The sequence below is a fragment of the Streptomyces cahuitamycinicus genome (assembly GCF_002891435.1).
Classification (GTDB): Bacteria; Actinomycetota; Actinomycetes; order Streptomycetales; family Streptomycetaceae; genus Streptomyces; species Streptomyces cahuitamycinicus.
In genome coordinates this window covers 1-14,897 of record NZ_POUC01000011.1, presented here as the reverse complement: position 1 = coordinate 14,897, position 14,897 = coordinate 1, and the positions used below count along the sequence as shown (strand labels likewise).

Annotated in this window: 11 protein-coding genes and 2 pseudogenes; 7 read left to right on the top strand and 6 right to left on the bottom strand. The window is 70.5% G+C overall.

The features are described from left to right. Window positions 1-204: 204 nt before the first annotated feature. The 4 genes from C1J00_RS44995 (at window position 205) to C1J00_RS02970 (ending at window position 3,701) form a co-directional block, all read left to right on the top strand. Window positions 205-366 carry a hypothetical protein gene (locus C1J00_RS44995; RefSeq protein WP_180989378.1) on the top strand — a complete coding sequence of 54 codons (162 nt, stop codon included), beginning with the start codon at window positions 205-207 and terminating at the stop codon, window positions 364-366. 286 nt (window positions 367-652) lie between these two features. Further along, window positions 653-1,600 carry a hypothetical protein gene (locus C1J00_RS02980; protein WP_102907461.1) on the top strand — a complete coding sequence of 316 codons (948 nt, stop codon included), beginning with the start codon at window positions 653-655 and terminating at the stop codon, window positions 1,598-1,600. A 152-nt stretch (window positions 1,601-1,752) separates the two neighbouring features. Continuing rightward, window positions 1,753-2,796 (top strand): LacI family DNA-binding transcriptional regulator, encoded by a 1,044-nt coding sequence (locus C1J00_RS02975; protein ID WP_102907460.1) that lies wholly within the window; start codon window positions 1,753-1,755, stop codon window positions 2,794-2,796. Further along, window positions 2,793-3,701 (top strand): carbohydrate kinase family protein, encoded by a 909-nt coding sequence (locus C1J00_RS02970; RefSeq protein WP_102907459.1) that lies wholly within the window; start codon window positions 2,793-2,795, stop codon window positions 3,699-3,701. Before C1J00_RS02975 ends, C1J00_RS02970 begins: the two co-directional genes overlap by 4 nt. Window positions 3,702-3,956: 255 nt before the next feature. On the opposite strand, the gene uvrA is transcribed toward C1J00_RS02970, so the two are convergent. Then, window positions 3,957-6,968: an excinuclease ABC subunit UvrA gene (gene uvrA / locus C1J00_RS02965; protein ID WP_102907458.1), complete on the bottom strand. Its 3,012-nt coding sequence runs from the start codon at window positions 6,966-6,968 to the stop codon at window positions 3,957-3,959. Between the two features lie 222 nt (window positions 6,969-7,190). On the opposite strand from uvrA, the gene C1J00_RS02960 reads away from it, so the two are divergent. Together C1J00_RS02960 and C1J00_RS02955 are read left to right on the top strand one after the other, a co-directional pair. Then, complete coding sequence (locus C1J00_RS02960) at window positions 7,191-7,883, top strand: maleylpyruvate isomerase family mycothiol-dependent enzyme (RefSeq protein WP_102907457.1); 693 nt, start codon at window positions 7,191-7,193, stop codon at window positions 7,881-7,883. A 10-nt stretch (window positions 7,884-7,893) separates the two neighbouring features. Continuing rightward, window positions 7,894-8,550: an MBL fold metallo-hydrolase gene (locus tag C1J00_RS02955; RefSeq protein ID WP_102907456.1), complete on the top strand. Its 657-nt coding sequence runs from the start codon at window positions 7,894-7,896 to the stop codon at window positions 8,548-8,550. 418 nt (window positions 8,551-8,968) lie between these two features. Here the strand turns inward: C1J00_RS02955 and aroQ are convergent, their stop codons facing one another. Continuing rightward, a complete protein-coding gene (gene aroQ, locus C1J00_RS02950) occupies window positions 8,969-9,442 on the bottom strand; it encodes a type II 3-dehydroquinate dehydratase (protein ID WP_102907455.1) in 474 nt (157 codons plus the stop codon). Between the two features lie 295 nt (window positions 9,443-9,737). Here aroQ and C1J00_RS02945 point away from each other — a divergent pair. Then, a pseudogene (locus C1J00_RS02945) lies at window positions 9,738-10,738 on the top strand (S66 family peptidase). 136 nt (window positions 10,739-10,874) lie between these two features. On the opposite strand, the gene C1J00_RS02940 reads toward C1J00_RS02945, so the two are convergent. The 4 genes and pseudogenes from C1J00_RS02940 to C1J00_RS02925 all read right to left on the bottom strand — a co-directional run. Then, a complete protein-coding gene (locus C1J00_RS02940) occupies window positions 10,875-11,975 on the bottom strand; it encodes a calcium:cation antiporter (protein WP_102907454.1) in 1,101 nt (366 codons plus the stop codon). A 72-nt stretch (window positions 11,976-12,047) separates the two neighbouring features. After that, window positions 12,048-12,350: a hypothetical protein gene (locus C1J00_RS02935; protein WP_102907453.1), complete on the bottom strand. Its 303-nt coding sequence runs from the start codon at window positions 12,348-12,350 to the stop codon at window positions 12,048-12,050. Window positions 12,351-12,488: 138 nt separating this feature from the next. Next, window positions 12,489-13,490 (bottom strand): TerC family protein, encoded by a 1,002-nt coding sequence (locus tag C1J00_RS02930; protein WP_102907452.1) that lies wholly within the window; start codon window positions 13,488-13,490, stop codon window positions 12,489-12,491. A gap of 223 nt (window positions 13,491-13,713) precedes the next feature. Then, window positions 13,714-14,897 (bottom strand): annotated as a pseudogene (locus C1J00_RS02925) (TerD family protein); the annotation flags it as partial.

The following is a 14,897-nucleotide window of genomic DNA, read 5'->3' as shown; positions in this document are numbered from 1 at the left end:
CGATCAGGGCCCCGGCGAGGGGGCAGTTTCCAACGGCATGTCCCGCCCCGGGGTTACGGCCCCCCGGGAGCGGGAATGGGGCTCACCCACGGGACATGGCGACGTCCGGCGGACGGAGTCCGTCCCGGTGCAGGCACAGGTTGTCGGTGCGGACCGTCGTTCCCGGTGCGGAGCGGGCGGGCCACGGGTCGGAGGGCTGCGCACATGAAGCAGATGCGGATCGAGAAATCCCGGCGGGCGGCCCGTACCCGCCACTACACGGACGAGCCGTTGGCGCTGCGCGACGCCCTGGACCCGCGCGATCCCGACATCGCGCGCGCCAAGCGCCTAGCCCTCCGGAAACAGGGCGGAAGCGACCACTCCTAGAAGCACACATCCACAGCACGCATCCACAGCACGCATCCACAGGGAACGCCCGGGGCGCACGCCCCGGGCGTTCGCATGTCCGGACGGCACCGGCGGGTGCGTGTACGTCACTGTCCGGCATCAGGTGTTGTCGGGACCAGGTCAACACGCTTCAATGCGGGGGAACTCGGGGCCCTGAACGACGGCGTACGCATGTGAAGACCCGCCCCGCGCCGGCGGGACGGCACCCGGGCGGCCCGCGCGAACGGTCTGACCAGCCGTCGCCGACTCACAGAGAGGCCCCTGCATGCCGCACGCCCCACAGCACGCGGACGTCGCCACCGCGGAACTGGACTCGGCCCTGCGAGGCGGCCCCTTCCACGTCGCCCTGCGGGCCGCGATCGCCGCCCGCGGGCTGCCACTGCAACGCGTGCAGCACCATCTGTCCCGCCACGGGGTGAAGGTCGGCGTCACGAGTTTGAGTTACTGGCAGCAAGGGGCCAGGCGTCCGCAGCGCCCCGAGTCGCTGCGGGCCGTACGCGCGCTGGAGGAGATCCTGGAGCTTCCCGAGGAGTCGCTGATCCGACTGCTCGTCGAGTCCGGGGAGGGCCCGTCCGGGCTGCGGCCCGCCGCCCGCTCCTACCGCTCCCTCGTCGAGGCCTCCGGTGTGCTGGACCAGTTGCTGGCCGAGCTGGACTGCCCACCGGACGGGGGCCTGCACACCCTCGGCCACCACGAACGGCTCCGGATCGGGGCCCGGCGCGAACTGGCGGAGCGCGAGTCGCATCACATCGTGCGCGCCCACCGGGACGGCATCGACCGCTTCGTGGCCGTCCACCACGGCGACCAGGGAGCCGTGCCCGAGCGCATGCGGGTGCACGCGCTGGAGAACTGCCGCACCGGCCGCGTCCGTTGGCACCGCGACACGGGAGTGCTAGCGGCCGAACTGCTATTCGACACCGGGCTGATGGCCGGGGAAACCTTCCTGTTCCGCTACGGCGTCGAGGACGGCACAGCGGATGCGTCACGCGAGTACGTCCGCGGCTTCGACTCCCCCGGCGGCCAGTACGCCCTCCAGGTGTGCTTCGACGCGGCGGCCCTGCCGGTGCGCTGCCACCGCTTCGCCCAGCACTCGGCGGCGGCGCCCCGCAGCGGACGCCAGGACCTGGCACTGAGCGGCCGGCACCGGTCGGTCCATCTGGTCGAACCACGGGTGCGGCCGGGGTACCTCGGAATCAGCTGGGACTGGGAGTAGCGGACCGGGCCCAGAACGCCCTCCCGCAGCTGCGCCCCGGCGTCGGACGTAAACGATTGCGCAAACGTTTACGTCCGGCGCTTCATGCGATATCTTCCCCGGCGAAAGCGCCGGAAGCGGAGGAAGCGCCGTCAGCGGAGGAGGGAACGTCCATGACGACCATGGCCGACGTCGCGCGGAGCGCCGGTGTCTCCGTGGCGACGGTCTCGCACGTGCTGAACGACACCCGGCCCGTGCTGCCCCACACCCGCCAGGCGGTCCTGGACGCCGTGGAGGAGCTCGGCTACACCACGAACACACTGGCCCGTTCCCTGGTGACGGCCCGCACGCGGTCCATCGGGCTGGCGGTCTCGGCGATCAGCAACCCGTACTTCACGGAGATCCTCCAGGGCGTCGAGGCCGCCGCGCTGGAGGCCGGCTACAGCCTGCTGATCGCCGATCCGCACGACGACCCGGAGCACGAGCGCAAGGTCGTCCAGCTGCTGCACGAGCGCCGGGTGGACGGCGTGATCGTCGCGCCCTCGGCCGATCCGCGCGGACTGCTCGCCTATCTGAAGCGGCACGACGTACCGGCCGTGTTCCTGGACCGGCTGGTGGACGGACCCGGGACCGACGGCGGTCCGCGCTTCGACCAGGTGTGTGCCGACAACGCCGAACCGACGTCCCGGCTGGTAACCCATCTGGCCGGGCTCGGTCACCGGAGGATCGGGCTGGTGGCGGGGCGGCAGGGGCTCAGCACCACCAGCGAGCGGATCACCGGCTACCGCAGCGGTCTCGCGTTCGCGGGGCTGCCGTACGACGGGCGGCTGCTGGTGCACGGCGATTCGGAGTCCGCCGGTGCCGGGCAGGCCACCGGGGCCCTGCTGTCCCTCGGCGTGCCGCCCACCGCGCTGGTCACCGGCAACAACGCCATGACCATCGGCGTGCTGCGAGCCCTGGGCGCGCACGGCCTGTCCGTGCCGGAGGACATCGCCCTGTGCTGCTTCGACGACTTCGCCTGGGCGGACCTGTTCTCGCCCCGCCTCACCGCGATCGCGCAGCCCGGCAGGGACATCGGCGCCCGGGCCGTCCGCGTGCTCCTGGAGCGTCTCGCCGAGCCGGACCGGCCCGCCCGGACCGTGCGCCTGCCCTGTGCCTTCGTCCACCGCACGTCGTGCGGCTGCCCCAGCCCGTCCGAGGAAGGAACCCCGTCGTGATCGTCGTCGCCGGTGAGGCTCTGATCGACCTGGTACCGCAGGGCACTGGTGCCCTGGCGGCGCTACAGCCGGCGCTGGGCGGCGGCCCGTACAACACGGCCGTGGCGCTGGGCCGACTCGGCTCCCCCGCCGCCTTCTGCTCCAGGGTGTCGTCCGACGCCTTCGGAGAGGCCCTGCTGGACCGGCTGCGCGCATCCGGGGTCGTGGTGTCCCCGGTGCAGCGGGGCACCGAACCGACGACCCTCGCGGTCGCCACGGTCGGCGCGGACGGCTCGGCGGCGTACTCCTTCTACGTCGACGGGACGGCGGACCGGCTGTTCGAAGCACCCCCCGCGCTGCCCTCCGGCACCCGCGCGGTGTCGTTCGGCACCTGTTCGCTGGTGCTGGAACCGGGGGCGAGCGCGTACGAGGAGCTGATGCGCAGGGCGTCCGCGCAGGGCGTGTTCACCTCGCTGGACCCGAACATCAGGGCCGGGCTGATCCCGGACGCGGACGCCTACCGGGCGCGGTTCAAGAGCTGGCTGCCGTCGGTGTCGCTGCTGAAGCTGTCCGCGGAGGACGCCGAGTGGCTCGGTGGCACGCCCCGGGAGTGGCTGACGGCCGGCCCGGCGGCGGTGGTGATCACCCGGGGCGGCGACGGACTGACCGCCTTCACCGCCGACGGCGGCGAGTACGCGGTGCCGGGCGAACGCGTGGAGGTCGTGGACACGATCGGCGCGGGCGATACAGTCAACGCGGCGCTGTTGCACGGGCTCGCCGTACGCGACGCCCTCAGCGCCCGGGCGCTGGCCGAGCTGGGCCCCGGCGGTTGGACGGAACTGCTGGGCTTCGCGGCCCGCGCGGCGGCGATCACCTGCTCGCGAGCCGGGGCGGAGCCGCCGTACGCGCACGAGCTGGAGAGCTGAGCCGGGCAGGCGGCCCCTCCGGCGGCTGGGGCGGGACCGGGTGTCTTCAGCCGGTCTCCCCATCGCCACCGCCCGCGGGTCGCCGGGGCGGCGGCCCGGCGCCCTGCGGGCGGCGGGCCCGCCTTGGCCGGGGTGACGGCATCGCGCCAGGTGCGCAGGAACGTGCCCTACTCGTTGTCGCTCGCCCGCCGAACGTGAACGCGCCGTGCCCCACAGGACGATGCCTGTGGGGCACGGCGCGTTCAAGGGGACACCTCAGGCTTTGCCGGCCCGGGTCGTCTTCTTCGCGGCGGCCTTGGTGGTCTTGGCCGCCGTCTTCTTGGCGGCCGTGTTGTTGACCGTCTTGGTGGCCGTGGTGCGGGTCGCTGCCGTCCTGGCCGCGACCGTCTTGCGCGGCGCCTGCACCGAGGACGCATCGCTGACGCGGTCGGCGCCGAGGACCTCACGCAGGAACTTGCCCGTGTGGCTGGCCGGGACCCCGGCCACCTGCTCGGGCGTGCCCTCGGCGACGACCAGACCGCCGCCGGCGCCGCCTTCGGGGCCCATGTCGACGATCCAGTCGGCGGTCTTGATCACGTCGAGGTTGTGCTCGATGACGATGACCGTGTTGCCCTTGTCCACCAGTCCGGACAGGACCGTCAGCAGCTTGCTGATGTCCTCGAAGTGCAGACCGGTGGTCGGCTCGTCCAGGACGTAGACCGTACGGCCGGTGGAGCGCTTCTGCAGCTCGCTGGCGAGCTTCACGCGCTGCGCCTCGCCGCCGGACAGGGTCGTCGCGGCCTGGCCGAGGCGGACGTAGCCGAGGCCGACGTCCTTCAGGGTCTTCATGTGGCGGGAGATCGCGGGGACCGCCTCGAAGAACTCCGTGGCCTCCTCGATCGGCATGTTCAGGACGTCGGCGATGGACTTGCCCTTGTAGTGGACCTCCAGGGTCTCCCGGTTGTACCGGGCGCCGTGGCAGACCTCGCACGGGACGTAGACGTCCGGGAGGAAGTTCATCTCGATCTTGATGGTGCCGTCGCCCGCGCAGTTCTCGCAGCGGCCGCCCTTGACGTTGAAGGAGAAGCGGCCGGGCATGTAGCCGCGGACCTTCGCCTCGGTGGTCTCGGCGAACAGCTTGCGGATGTGGTCGAAGACGCCGGTGTACGTGGCCGGGTTGGAGCGGGGGGTACGGCCGATGGGCGACTGGTCCACGTGCACGACCTTGTCGACGAGGTCGTCGCCGTCCACGCGCGTGTGCCGCCCCGGCACGCTTCGCGCGCCGTTCAGCTCGCGTGCCAGGTGCGTGTACAGGATGTCGTTGACCAGCGTCGACTTGCCGGAGCCGGACACGCCGGTGACGGCGGTGAACACGCCCAGGGGGAACGAGACGTCGATGTCCTGGAGGTTGTTCTCCCGGGCGCCGTGCACCGTGAGCTGCCGGGACGGGTCCAGCGGGCGGCGGATCTCGGGCAGCGGGATGGCCTTCTTGCCGGACAGGTACTGACCCGTCTGCGACTCGGCGTTGGCGAGGAGCTCCTTCAGGGAGCCGCTGTGCACCACCTTGCCGCCGTGCTCACCGGCGCCGGGGCCGATGTCGACGACCCAGTCGGCCATCTTGATCGTGTCCTCGTCGTGCTCGACGACGATGAGCGTGTTGCCCATGTCCCGCAGCCGCACCAGGGTTTCGATCAGCCGGTGGTTGTCACGCTGGTGCAGACCGATCGACGGCTCGTCGAGCACGTACAGGACGCCGACGAGGCCGGAGCCGATCTGGGTGGCCAGGCGGATGCGCTGTGCCTCACCGCCGGACAGGGTGCCGGCCGCGCGGTTCAGCGAGAGGTAGTCAAGGCCGACGTCGACCAGGAACCGCAGCCGCTCGTTGACCTCCTTGAGCACGCGCTCGGCGATCTTCTTGTCGCGGGCGGTGAGCTTCAGCTCGCCCAGGAAGTCCGCACAGTCGCTGATCGACATCGCGGAGACCTCGGCGATGGACTTGCCCATGACCGTAACCGCGAGGACGACCGGCTTCAGGCGCGTGCCCTGGCAGGTCGGGCAGGGCACCTCGCGCATGTAGCCCTCGAAGCGCTCGCGGCTGGAGTCGCTCTCGGCCTCGCTGTGCCGGCGCTTGACGAAGGGGACGGCGCCCTCGAAGGCCGTGGTGTAGCGGCGCTCGCGCCCGTAGCGGTTGCGGTAGCGGACCTCGACCTGGGTCTTGTGGCCGTGGAGCAGGGCCTTCCTGGCGCGCTGCGGCAGGCCCCCGAAGGGGATGTCCGTGCGGAAGCCCAGCGCGTCGGCGAGGGCACCGATCAGACGGCCGAAGTAGTCCTTGGTGTGACCGTGCGACCAGGGGTGGATGGCGCCCTCGTCGAGGCTCTTGTCCGGGTCCGGGACGATGAGCTCCGGGTCGACCTCCATGCGCGTGCCGATGCCGGTGCAGTCCGGGCAGGCGCCGAAGGGCGAGTTGAAGGAGAAGGAGCGGGGCTCCAGCTCCTCGAAGGACAGGTCGTCGTACGGGCAGTACAGGTGCTCCGAGTACATGCGCTCGCGCTCGGGGTCGTCCTCGGGAAGGTCGACGAAGTCGAGCACGACCATGCCGCCGGACAGGCCGAGGGCGGTCTCCACGGAGTCGGTGAGACGGCGCTTGGCGCCGTCCTTGACCGTGAGGCGGTCGACGACCACCTCGATGGTGTGCTTCTCCTGCTTCTTCAGCGTGGGCGGGTTCGACAGCTGGATCGTCTCGCCGTCCACGCGCGCGCGGGAGTAGCCCTTGGTCTGAAGGTCGGAGAAGAGATCGACGAACTCGCCCTTGCGCTCGCGCACCAGGGGCGACAGCACCTGGAAGCGGCTGCCCTCCGGCAGCTCCAGGACCCTGTCGACGATGGCCTGCGGGGACTGGCGCGAGATCGGGCGGCTGCACTCGGGGCAGTGCGGCTTGCCGATGCGCGCGAAGAGCAGACGCAGGTAGTCGTAGACCTCGGTGATGGTGCCTACCGTGGAGCGCGGGTTGCGCGAGGTCGACTTCTGGTCGATGGAGACGGCCGGGGAGAGGCCCTCGATGAAGTCGACGTCCGGCTTGTCCATCTGGCCGAGGAACTGCCGGGCGTACGAGGAGAGGGACTCCACGTAGCGCCGCTGCCCTTCCGCGAAGATGGTGTCGAAGGCCAGCGAGGACTTGCCCGACCCCGACAGGCCCGTGAAGACGATGAGCGAGTCGCGCGGGAGGTCGAGCGAGACGTTCTTGAGATTGTGCTCGCGCGCTCCACGAACGATGAGACGGTCGGCCACGCCGGTCCGCACCTTTCTTGAGAGAAGTGACAGGGGCGGGGCCCCCGTCTTTCTCAGACTAGGGGGAGCCACTGACAACGCCGGTCGGATTCACGGGTTGCCAACAAACCCCGGCTCTCCAGCATGCCCGACGCCACGTCCGACCATATAGCACGTGCTTTCGAATTACGGCACTGCTTCACCGCCTTCACCCGAAGGAGTGGCGGAGCTAGGGTCAGCAGCATGATTGATCACGCTCATGACCTGGCGTCTGTACGGGACGCGACGGAGCGGCTGCTGAGCGCAGTCGGCAAGCTGGACAACGCGTCTGTGACGCAGCCGTCACGGCTGCCCGGCTGGAGCCGTGGCCATGTCCTGGCCCACCTGGCGCGCAACGCGGACGCCCTCGTGAACGTACTCGAAGGGCGCCCCATGTACGTCTCCGGCGAGGCCCGGGACACCGACATCGAGCGGGACGCCCCCCGCGCCCTCGACGTCCAGCTCGCCGACCTGCGCGAGAGCTCGGCCCGCTTCCAGGAGGCCGGGGACGCTCCCGCGGACTGGTCGCGCACGGTGGAGCTGCGCAACGGCGTCACGGACTCCGCGTCCCGGGTGCCGTTCCGGCGGTGGGTGGAGGTGGAACTGCACCACGTGGACCTAGGGATCGGATACGAGCTGGAGGACCTGCCGCCGGAGTTCACCGAGCGGGAGATCGACTTTCTCGCCGACCGGTTCGCCGGACACCCCGACGTACCGGCCACCCGGGTCACGGACGGTACGCGCGCGTGGAGCACCGGACGGAAGCCGGGCGGGCAGGGGGCCGAGGTGACGGTCACCGGCCCTCCGGCCGACCTCCTGGGCTGGCTCGCCGGCCGCCGCGACGGATCCGCGCTCGCCTCGGCCGGCGGCCCGCTTCCGGCGTTGCCGCCGCTATAGGCTGGCGGGCATGACGTACAGCGGAGAGGTGACGGTCGGCGGACCGGCCGATGTGCACGAGCTCAAGGACCTGATGATCACCAAGATCGCCGTGGGTCCGATGAACAACAACGCCTATCTGCTGCGCTGCAGGGCCACGGACGAGCAGTTGCTGATCGACGCCGCGAACGAGGCGGACACCCTGCTCGGCATGATCGGTGGTGACGGCATCGCGTCCGTCGTCACCACCCACCGGCACGGCGACCACTGGCAGGCGCTCGCCGAGGTGGTTGCGGCCACCGGTGCCCGCACGTACGCGGGCCGGGAGGACGCCGAGGGCATCCCCGTACGGACCGACGTGCCGGTCGACGACGGCGACACCATCCGGGTGGGGCACGTGGAACTCACCGCACGCCACCTGGTCGGGCACACGCCCGGTTCGATCGCCCTCGTCTACGACGACCCGCACGGGCATCCCCACGTGTTCACCGGGGACTGCCTGTTCCCTGGTGGTGTGGGCAACACCAACAAGGACCCGAAGGCGTTCGCCAGTCTCCTCCACGACGTCGAGACCAAGATCTTCGGCGCCCTCCCGGACGAGACCTGGGTCTACCCGGGGCACGGCAACGACACGAGCCTGGGCGCGGAGCGCCCGCACCTGCCGGAGTGGCACGCACGCGGATGGTGAGACGCGTGCAGGGGCTGTGAGGCACGGGCTGTGAGGTACGGGCACGGCGCGGTGGGTGGCTGCGCGGTGGTGAAGGGCTCGCGGGGCGTCGTCGCGTTGCACCTGCGGGGCGCCTTGGCGTTGCGCGCGGGGCGCCGTCGCGCTGAGGGGTGACCGCGCACGCACCCCGTGTGAATCGTTCACACACGCCGGTGTCGCACACGCGCTCCCCGCGAACCTTGTTGCGCAGTCAACTGATACCAGCCCCGCGCAGGATGACGGCTCCTGGGCGGATGGGCCGCCGGCCTGTCGTTCCCCGCCCTCGGCCGGCGGCCCCGGCACCAGGGCCTGGAGGGCGGCCTGATGCTGGAGCGCGGCACCGCCAGAGCCGGGCTGTAAGGGGCACCCGCCCAGGCCGGCGGGCCTTACCGGCGACGGCTCACGCGTCCGCCTTGCCCGCTCCAGCCAGCACCGCGACGCGCTCCACACCGAATACGTACCCCTGCACGCCGCAGCCCGCGATGACCCCGTCGGCACGCAGCGAGACGTACGAGTGGTGCCGGAACGCCTCGCGCTGGTGGATGTTGGAGATGTGGACCTCCAGCACCGGCAGGCCGTCGCAGGTGTTGAGGGCGTCCAGGATGGCGACGGAGGTGTGCGAGTAGGCACCGGGGTTGATCACGATGCCGCAGTGGTTCAGCCGCGCCTCGTGGATCCAGTCGACCAGCTCGCCCTCGTGGTTGGACTGGCGGAAGTCGACGGTTCCGCCGTGCGCGGCCGCCGCCTTGGCGCACAGTGCCTCGACGTCGGCGAGGGTGTCGGAGCCGTAGATCTCCGGCTGACGCTGGCCGAGGAGGTTCAGGTTGGGCCCGTTGAGGATCATGATCGGGGCGTGGGCCAGGGTGCGGGGCACGGTTCCTCCGGTCCGTTCAGGGTCGCGCGGCCCGTGACGGACCGCCGCTCACAGCCGGTCTATCACGGTGCGCGCACCGATCTCGCCCCGGTGCCTAAGGCCGGATCATCACGGTGCGCGCACCGATCTCGCCCTGATGGCCGCAGGCCGGATCATCACGGTGCGAGGGTTGACCTCGCCCCGGTGCCTCAGGCCGGATCACCACGGTGCACCGGCAGACCACGGGACCGTAGCCTCCCGGTATGACGAGCCCGACCAGCCCGGTCTATCCCCCAAGCCGTCCCCCGGCGACCGCATCGCCGTGATCTGGCCGTCCTCCGGCCTGCCGGGGCTCTTCCCGCTCCCCTACGAGCTGGGCCTGGAGCGGCTCCGCAAGGAGTACGGGCTGGAGCCGGTCGAGTATCCGGCGACCCGCACGATGGGCTCCACGCCCCGGGAGCGGGCCGACGACATTCACGCCGCCTTCGCCGACCCGGGGATCAAGGCCGTCATCGCGTCGATCGGTGGCGACGATCAGATCACCGTGCTGCCCTACCTGGACCGGGAGTTGGTCGAGGCCAACCCGAAGCCGTTCTTCGGGATGAGCGACAACACGAATCTGCTCGCGTTCCTGCGCACCTGCGGCATCGTCGGCTTCCACGGCGGGAGCGTGATGTGCGAACTGGGCCGCCCCGGCGCCGTGCATCCGCAGACCGCCGAGTCCCTGCGCGCGGCCCTGTTCACCTCGGGGACGTACGAGCTGAGGCCCGCCGGGCGGTGGCGTGACATCGACCGGGACTGGGCGGTCCCGGCGACCTTCGAAGCGGAGCCGGAGACGCGGCCCGGTACCGGCTGGGCCTGGGTGAACCCAGACCGTGTCATCGAGGGCCGCACCTGGGCGGCTGCCTGGAGATCGTCGGACGGCTGCTGATGGCCGACCGGGAGATCGCACACGATCTGTCGGAGTACGACGGCGGCGTGCTGCTCCTGGAGACCTCGGAGGGCATGCCGAGTGCCACGGAGGTCTTCTCCACTCTGCGGAACATGGGCGAACGCGGGCTGCTGGGGCGCTTCCCGGCCCTGCTGATGGGCCGGCCGAAGACATGGTCCTTCGAGCGGCCCAACACCCCCGAGGAGGCCGCTCGTTTCGCGGCCGACCAGCGGGAGGCCGTCCTGCGTGCCATGCGGACCCATGCCTTCGACACCACGATCGTCTTCGACGTGGACTTCGGGCACACCGATCCGCAGCTGGTGATCCCGTACGGCGGCACCGTGCGCGTGGACGGACCCGCCCGGCGCATCACGGTCACGTACTGAGGGCCCCGAGCCTCCTGCGTGTCGCGGTGGCTGGGCATGCCGGTGTCGAGGCGGCCGGTTGTGCTCGTGTCACGCCGTCCGGGCGTGCTCCTGCCATGCCCGGTGCGCACACACGTGCGTGAGCGTTTGCGCGCGCCTACGGGTTGATCGCCAGCTCCAGGTACGCCGCGAACAGCACCAGGTGGACCCCGCCCTGGAGCGGTGTGGCCCGGCCCGGCACCACGGTCAGCGAGGCGACCACCACGGTCAGGGCGAGCAGCACCATGTGGGTGGCGCCCAGGCCGAGGACCAGAGGACCGGACAGCCACACCGAGGCGAGGGCGACGGCGGGGATGGTCAGACCGATGCTGGCCATGGCCGAGCCGAGGGCGAGGTTGAGGCTGGTCTGCACCCGGTCGCGGCGGGCGGAGCGCAGCGCGGCGATGGTCTCCGGGAGCAGCACCAGCAGCGCGATGATCACGCCGACCACGGCCTGGGGCAGTCCGGCTGCCTGCACCCCCGACTCGATGGTCGGTGAAACCCCCTTGGCCAGACCGACCACGCCGACCAGGGCGAGGCCCAGCAGCCCCAGGCTGGTCAGGGCGGTACGGGCGGTCGGCGCCTCGGCGTGCTCCTCGTCGGTGATCACTTCGCCGTGCCGGGTGATCGGCAGGAAGTAGTCCCGATGGCGCCGGGTCTGTGTCGTGACGAACAGGCCGTACAGGACGAGCGAGGAGAGCGCCGCGAAGGTCAGCTGGACGGTGGAGAACTCCGGCCCCGGCTTGCTGGTGGTGAAGGTCGGCAGGACCAGGCTGAGAGTGGCGAGGGTTGCGACGGTCGCGAGTGCGGCGCCGGTGCCTTCTGGGTTGAAGACGGCTGTGCCGTGCCGCAGCGAGGCGACCAGCAGGCACACGCCGACGATGCCGTTGCATGTGATCATCACGGCCGCGAAGACTGTGTCCCGGGCCAGGGTCGCGCTCTTGTCCCCGCCGTCGATCATCAGGGTCACGATGAGGGCGACCTCGATGATCGTGACGGCGACGGCAAGCACGAGGGAACCGAACGGTTCCCCGACCCGGTGGGCCACCACTTCGGCGTGATGCACTGCGGCCAGGACGGCGCCCGCGAGGACCAGCGTCACCAGCACGACGATCCCCGCCGGCAGATCACGCCCCCAGGTGAAGACCAGCAGCACGGCCGCGAGCAGGGGAACCAGAGTCGTCCACTGTGCCGTGAGCGGCCTGCGCCGAGCGGTCATGCCGTGATCGTCGCAGACGCGAATTGGCGTCGCACTGCGGTCGCCTGATGCCCCTGAACCTGTGCTGCGGTGCTACTCGAGGTCACGGGCGTCCACGAGGTCGCAGTTGGTGAAGACCCGCTCGTTGAGGGAGAGGGCGTCCAGCCGCTCCGCCATCCGGCTGGTTTCGGGATCGTCACTGTTACGCATGGCCTCCTCGAACGATGCGAACTCGATGAGCGCGAGATAGCGGTTGGGGCGGTCCCGGTCCTTCAGGAGCATGCTGTGGGTGGGGCCGCCCGGCCGGCCGGCGGAGCGTTGCCCGGCCTCCTCGATCACCTGCCGCATCTCCTCCAGGCGATCGGTCTCGAAGTCGATGATCTGCACGAATTTCATGGTGCCTCCAGCCGGACTCGGCGTCCCCGGTGGAGGGAACGCACCCAGGAACAAGCAAGCACCAGGAGCGGTGGTCGGCAATTCGCCGAGCACCGCTCCTGAGCATGCTTCACCTGGATCCGATGCGGCCGGACAAGGTCAGACGTCGATGCTGTCCTTGGTGACGCCGTCGCTCTTCCCCTGCGCCGCCTCGGCCGCCGCCTGCTTCTTGGAAGCTCGCAGGCTGGTGATCGTGGTGACGACCAGGACTGCGCAGATCACGCCGAGCGAGACCGGAATGCTGATCTCCGGGACGTGCACCCCGGACTCGTGCAGCGCGTGCAGCACCAGCTTGACGCCGATGAAGCCCAGGATGATCGACAGTCCGTAGCTGAGGTGGACCAGCTTCCTGAGCAGGCCGCCGATGAGGAAGTACAGCTGGCGCAGACCCATCAGGGCGAAGGCGTTGGCCGTGAAAACGATGTAGGGGTCCTGCGTCAGACCGAAGATCGCGGGGATGGAGTCGAGGGCGAAGAGCACGTCAGTGGTGCCGATGGCCAGCATCACGACCAGCATCGGGGTCATGACCCGCTTGCCGTTCTCCTCGATCCACAGCTTGGTGCCGTGGTACCGGTCGGCCACACCGAAGCGGCGCTCGGCGGCCTTGAGCAGCTTGTTCTCCTCCCAGTCCTCGTCGTCCTCGTCCGCCCGGGCCTCCTGGATGAGCTTCCAGGCGGTGTAGATGAGGAACGCGCCGAAGATGTAGAACACCCACGCGAAGCTGGCGAGGATCGCCGCACCGGCCGCGATGAAGATCGCTCGCAGGACCAGGGCTATGAGGACGCCGATCAGCAGCACACGCTGCTGGTACTGCGACGGCACCGCGAACTTCGCCATGATCAGGACGAAGACGAAGAGGTTGTCGACGCTGAGCGACTTCTCGGTGATGAAGCCGGCAAAGAACTCACCGGCGGGCTGGCCACCGGCGAACAGGAGCAGGCCGACGCCGAAGAGCGCGGCCAGGACGATCCAGACGACCGTCCAGATCCCGGCTTCCTTGATCGAAACGTCGTGCGGCTTGCGGCCGATGAAGAAGTCGACGGCGATGAGGGCCGCGAGGCCCACGATCGTCAGGACCCATAGGGTCATGGAAACATCCACTGCGCCTCCGGCAGTCGTAACGGCAAATGTCAGCGTCGTCGCTGCCGGAGGTCTCTTCCACCCATGGATGGGCCGACGCCCCGGGATCTGGCCTGATCCGTATTGACGGGTACGCCGCAGCAGACAGGGAGTACTCCCCTCCGTGCCGTCAACAGTACCCCAATCACCAAGAACAGGTAAAGCGCTTGGTAAAAGAAGGGCCAAAACTCCTGGTCAGAGCGCTTTACGAGAACTTGGTGCGGGCGGTGGCCACCTGGGAGAGCACCTGTTGGAGGATCAGGCTGCCGGGCGGCACGAGCGACGGCTCGTACGTCCAGGCGTGACCGACCCACGGGTCGGCGAGGTGGTCGTCGGCAACCGGCGTCAGTCGCAGCAGCGAACGCCACAGCGGGTCGAGCAAAGGCCCGTATCCGGAGGACTGTTCACGGTCGGCCACCATCATCAGGTGGACGCCGAAGGCGGGGCCCTCGTCGGCGAGGTAGCGCAGCTGGTTGACGGCCCGGTCGTCGAAACCGTGCGGGAAGTCGTTGACGATCACAAGCTGCTGGGAGGTGTCGAAGCCGGGCGGCAGGGAGTCGGCGGCGCCGCCCCGGACCGCCATCTGCACCAGGTCGACCCGCTGGGTGAGCCGGCCCAGCACGTCCGCCACCCCGGCGGCGCCGAGCGCGGGCGGGGCCGCGAGCACACCGGTCTGCACGAGGGGCGCCAGCGGCTGCGCCCCCGAGCCGGCCGGGTCGATGACGTGGACGGTGAACTCGCCCGCCGGGTACACGGCGAGCAGCCGGGCCGCGTGCGCGACCGCCGTCTCCAGAGCGAGACGGCTCATGGCGTGGGAGTCCGTGAACGAACCGTCGGACGATCCGGCCGGTCCGCTGTCGATCCACAGGCCGCGCTCCAGCGGCAGCCGGACCAGCATCGGGATGCGGATCCGGTCGGCCTCGGGGAGGTGGAGGTCGCCCAGGCGCAGGGCCATGGGGATCTCCATCGGCACCCGATAGGCGTGCCACGCCGGGCTGTCCCAGCGGGCGTACGCGGGTGGCAGTGCCGGTTCGACGACGTCGGCCTCGGCAGCGAGCTGCGCGAGGTCCCGGTCGAGGGCCTCCTGGGCCTGGGCGACGAGCTGGGCGTACCGGGCCCGGGCCGCCTCGCGGACGGCGTCTCCCTGCCCGCCGATCCGGCTGCGCGGGTCGGAGAGGACCTGCTCCAGCTCCTTGTCCATCCGTGACTCGGCGAAGTCGGCCGCGCTGCGGTAGGCGGCGGTGGTGCGGGCCAGGTCCTCGAACATGCCCCACACCTGGTTGTAGAGCCGCTCCTCCATCGACCAGCCGGTCGCGTCGCCCGCGACGGGCCGTGCGGGCTGCCCGGGTTCGGCCGGGGGCACGGTCGGCGGCGGGGGCGGAGCGGCGC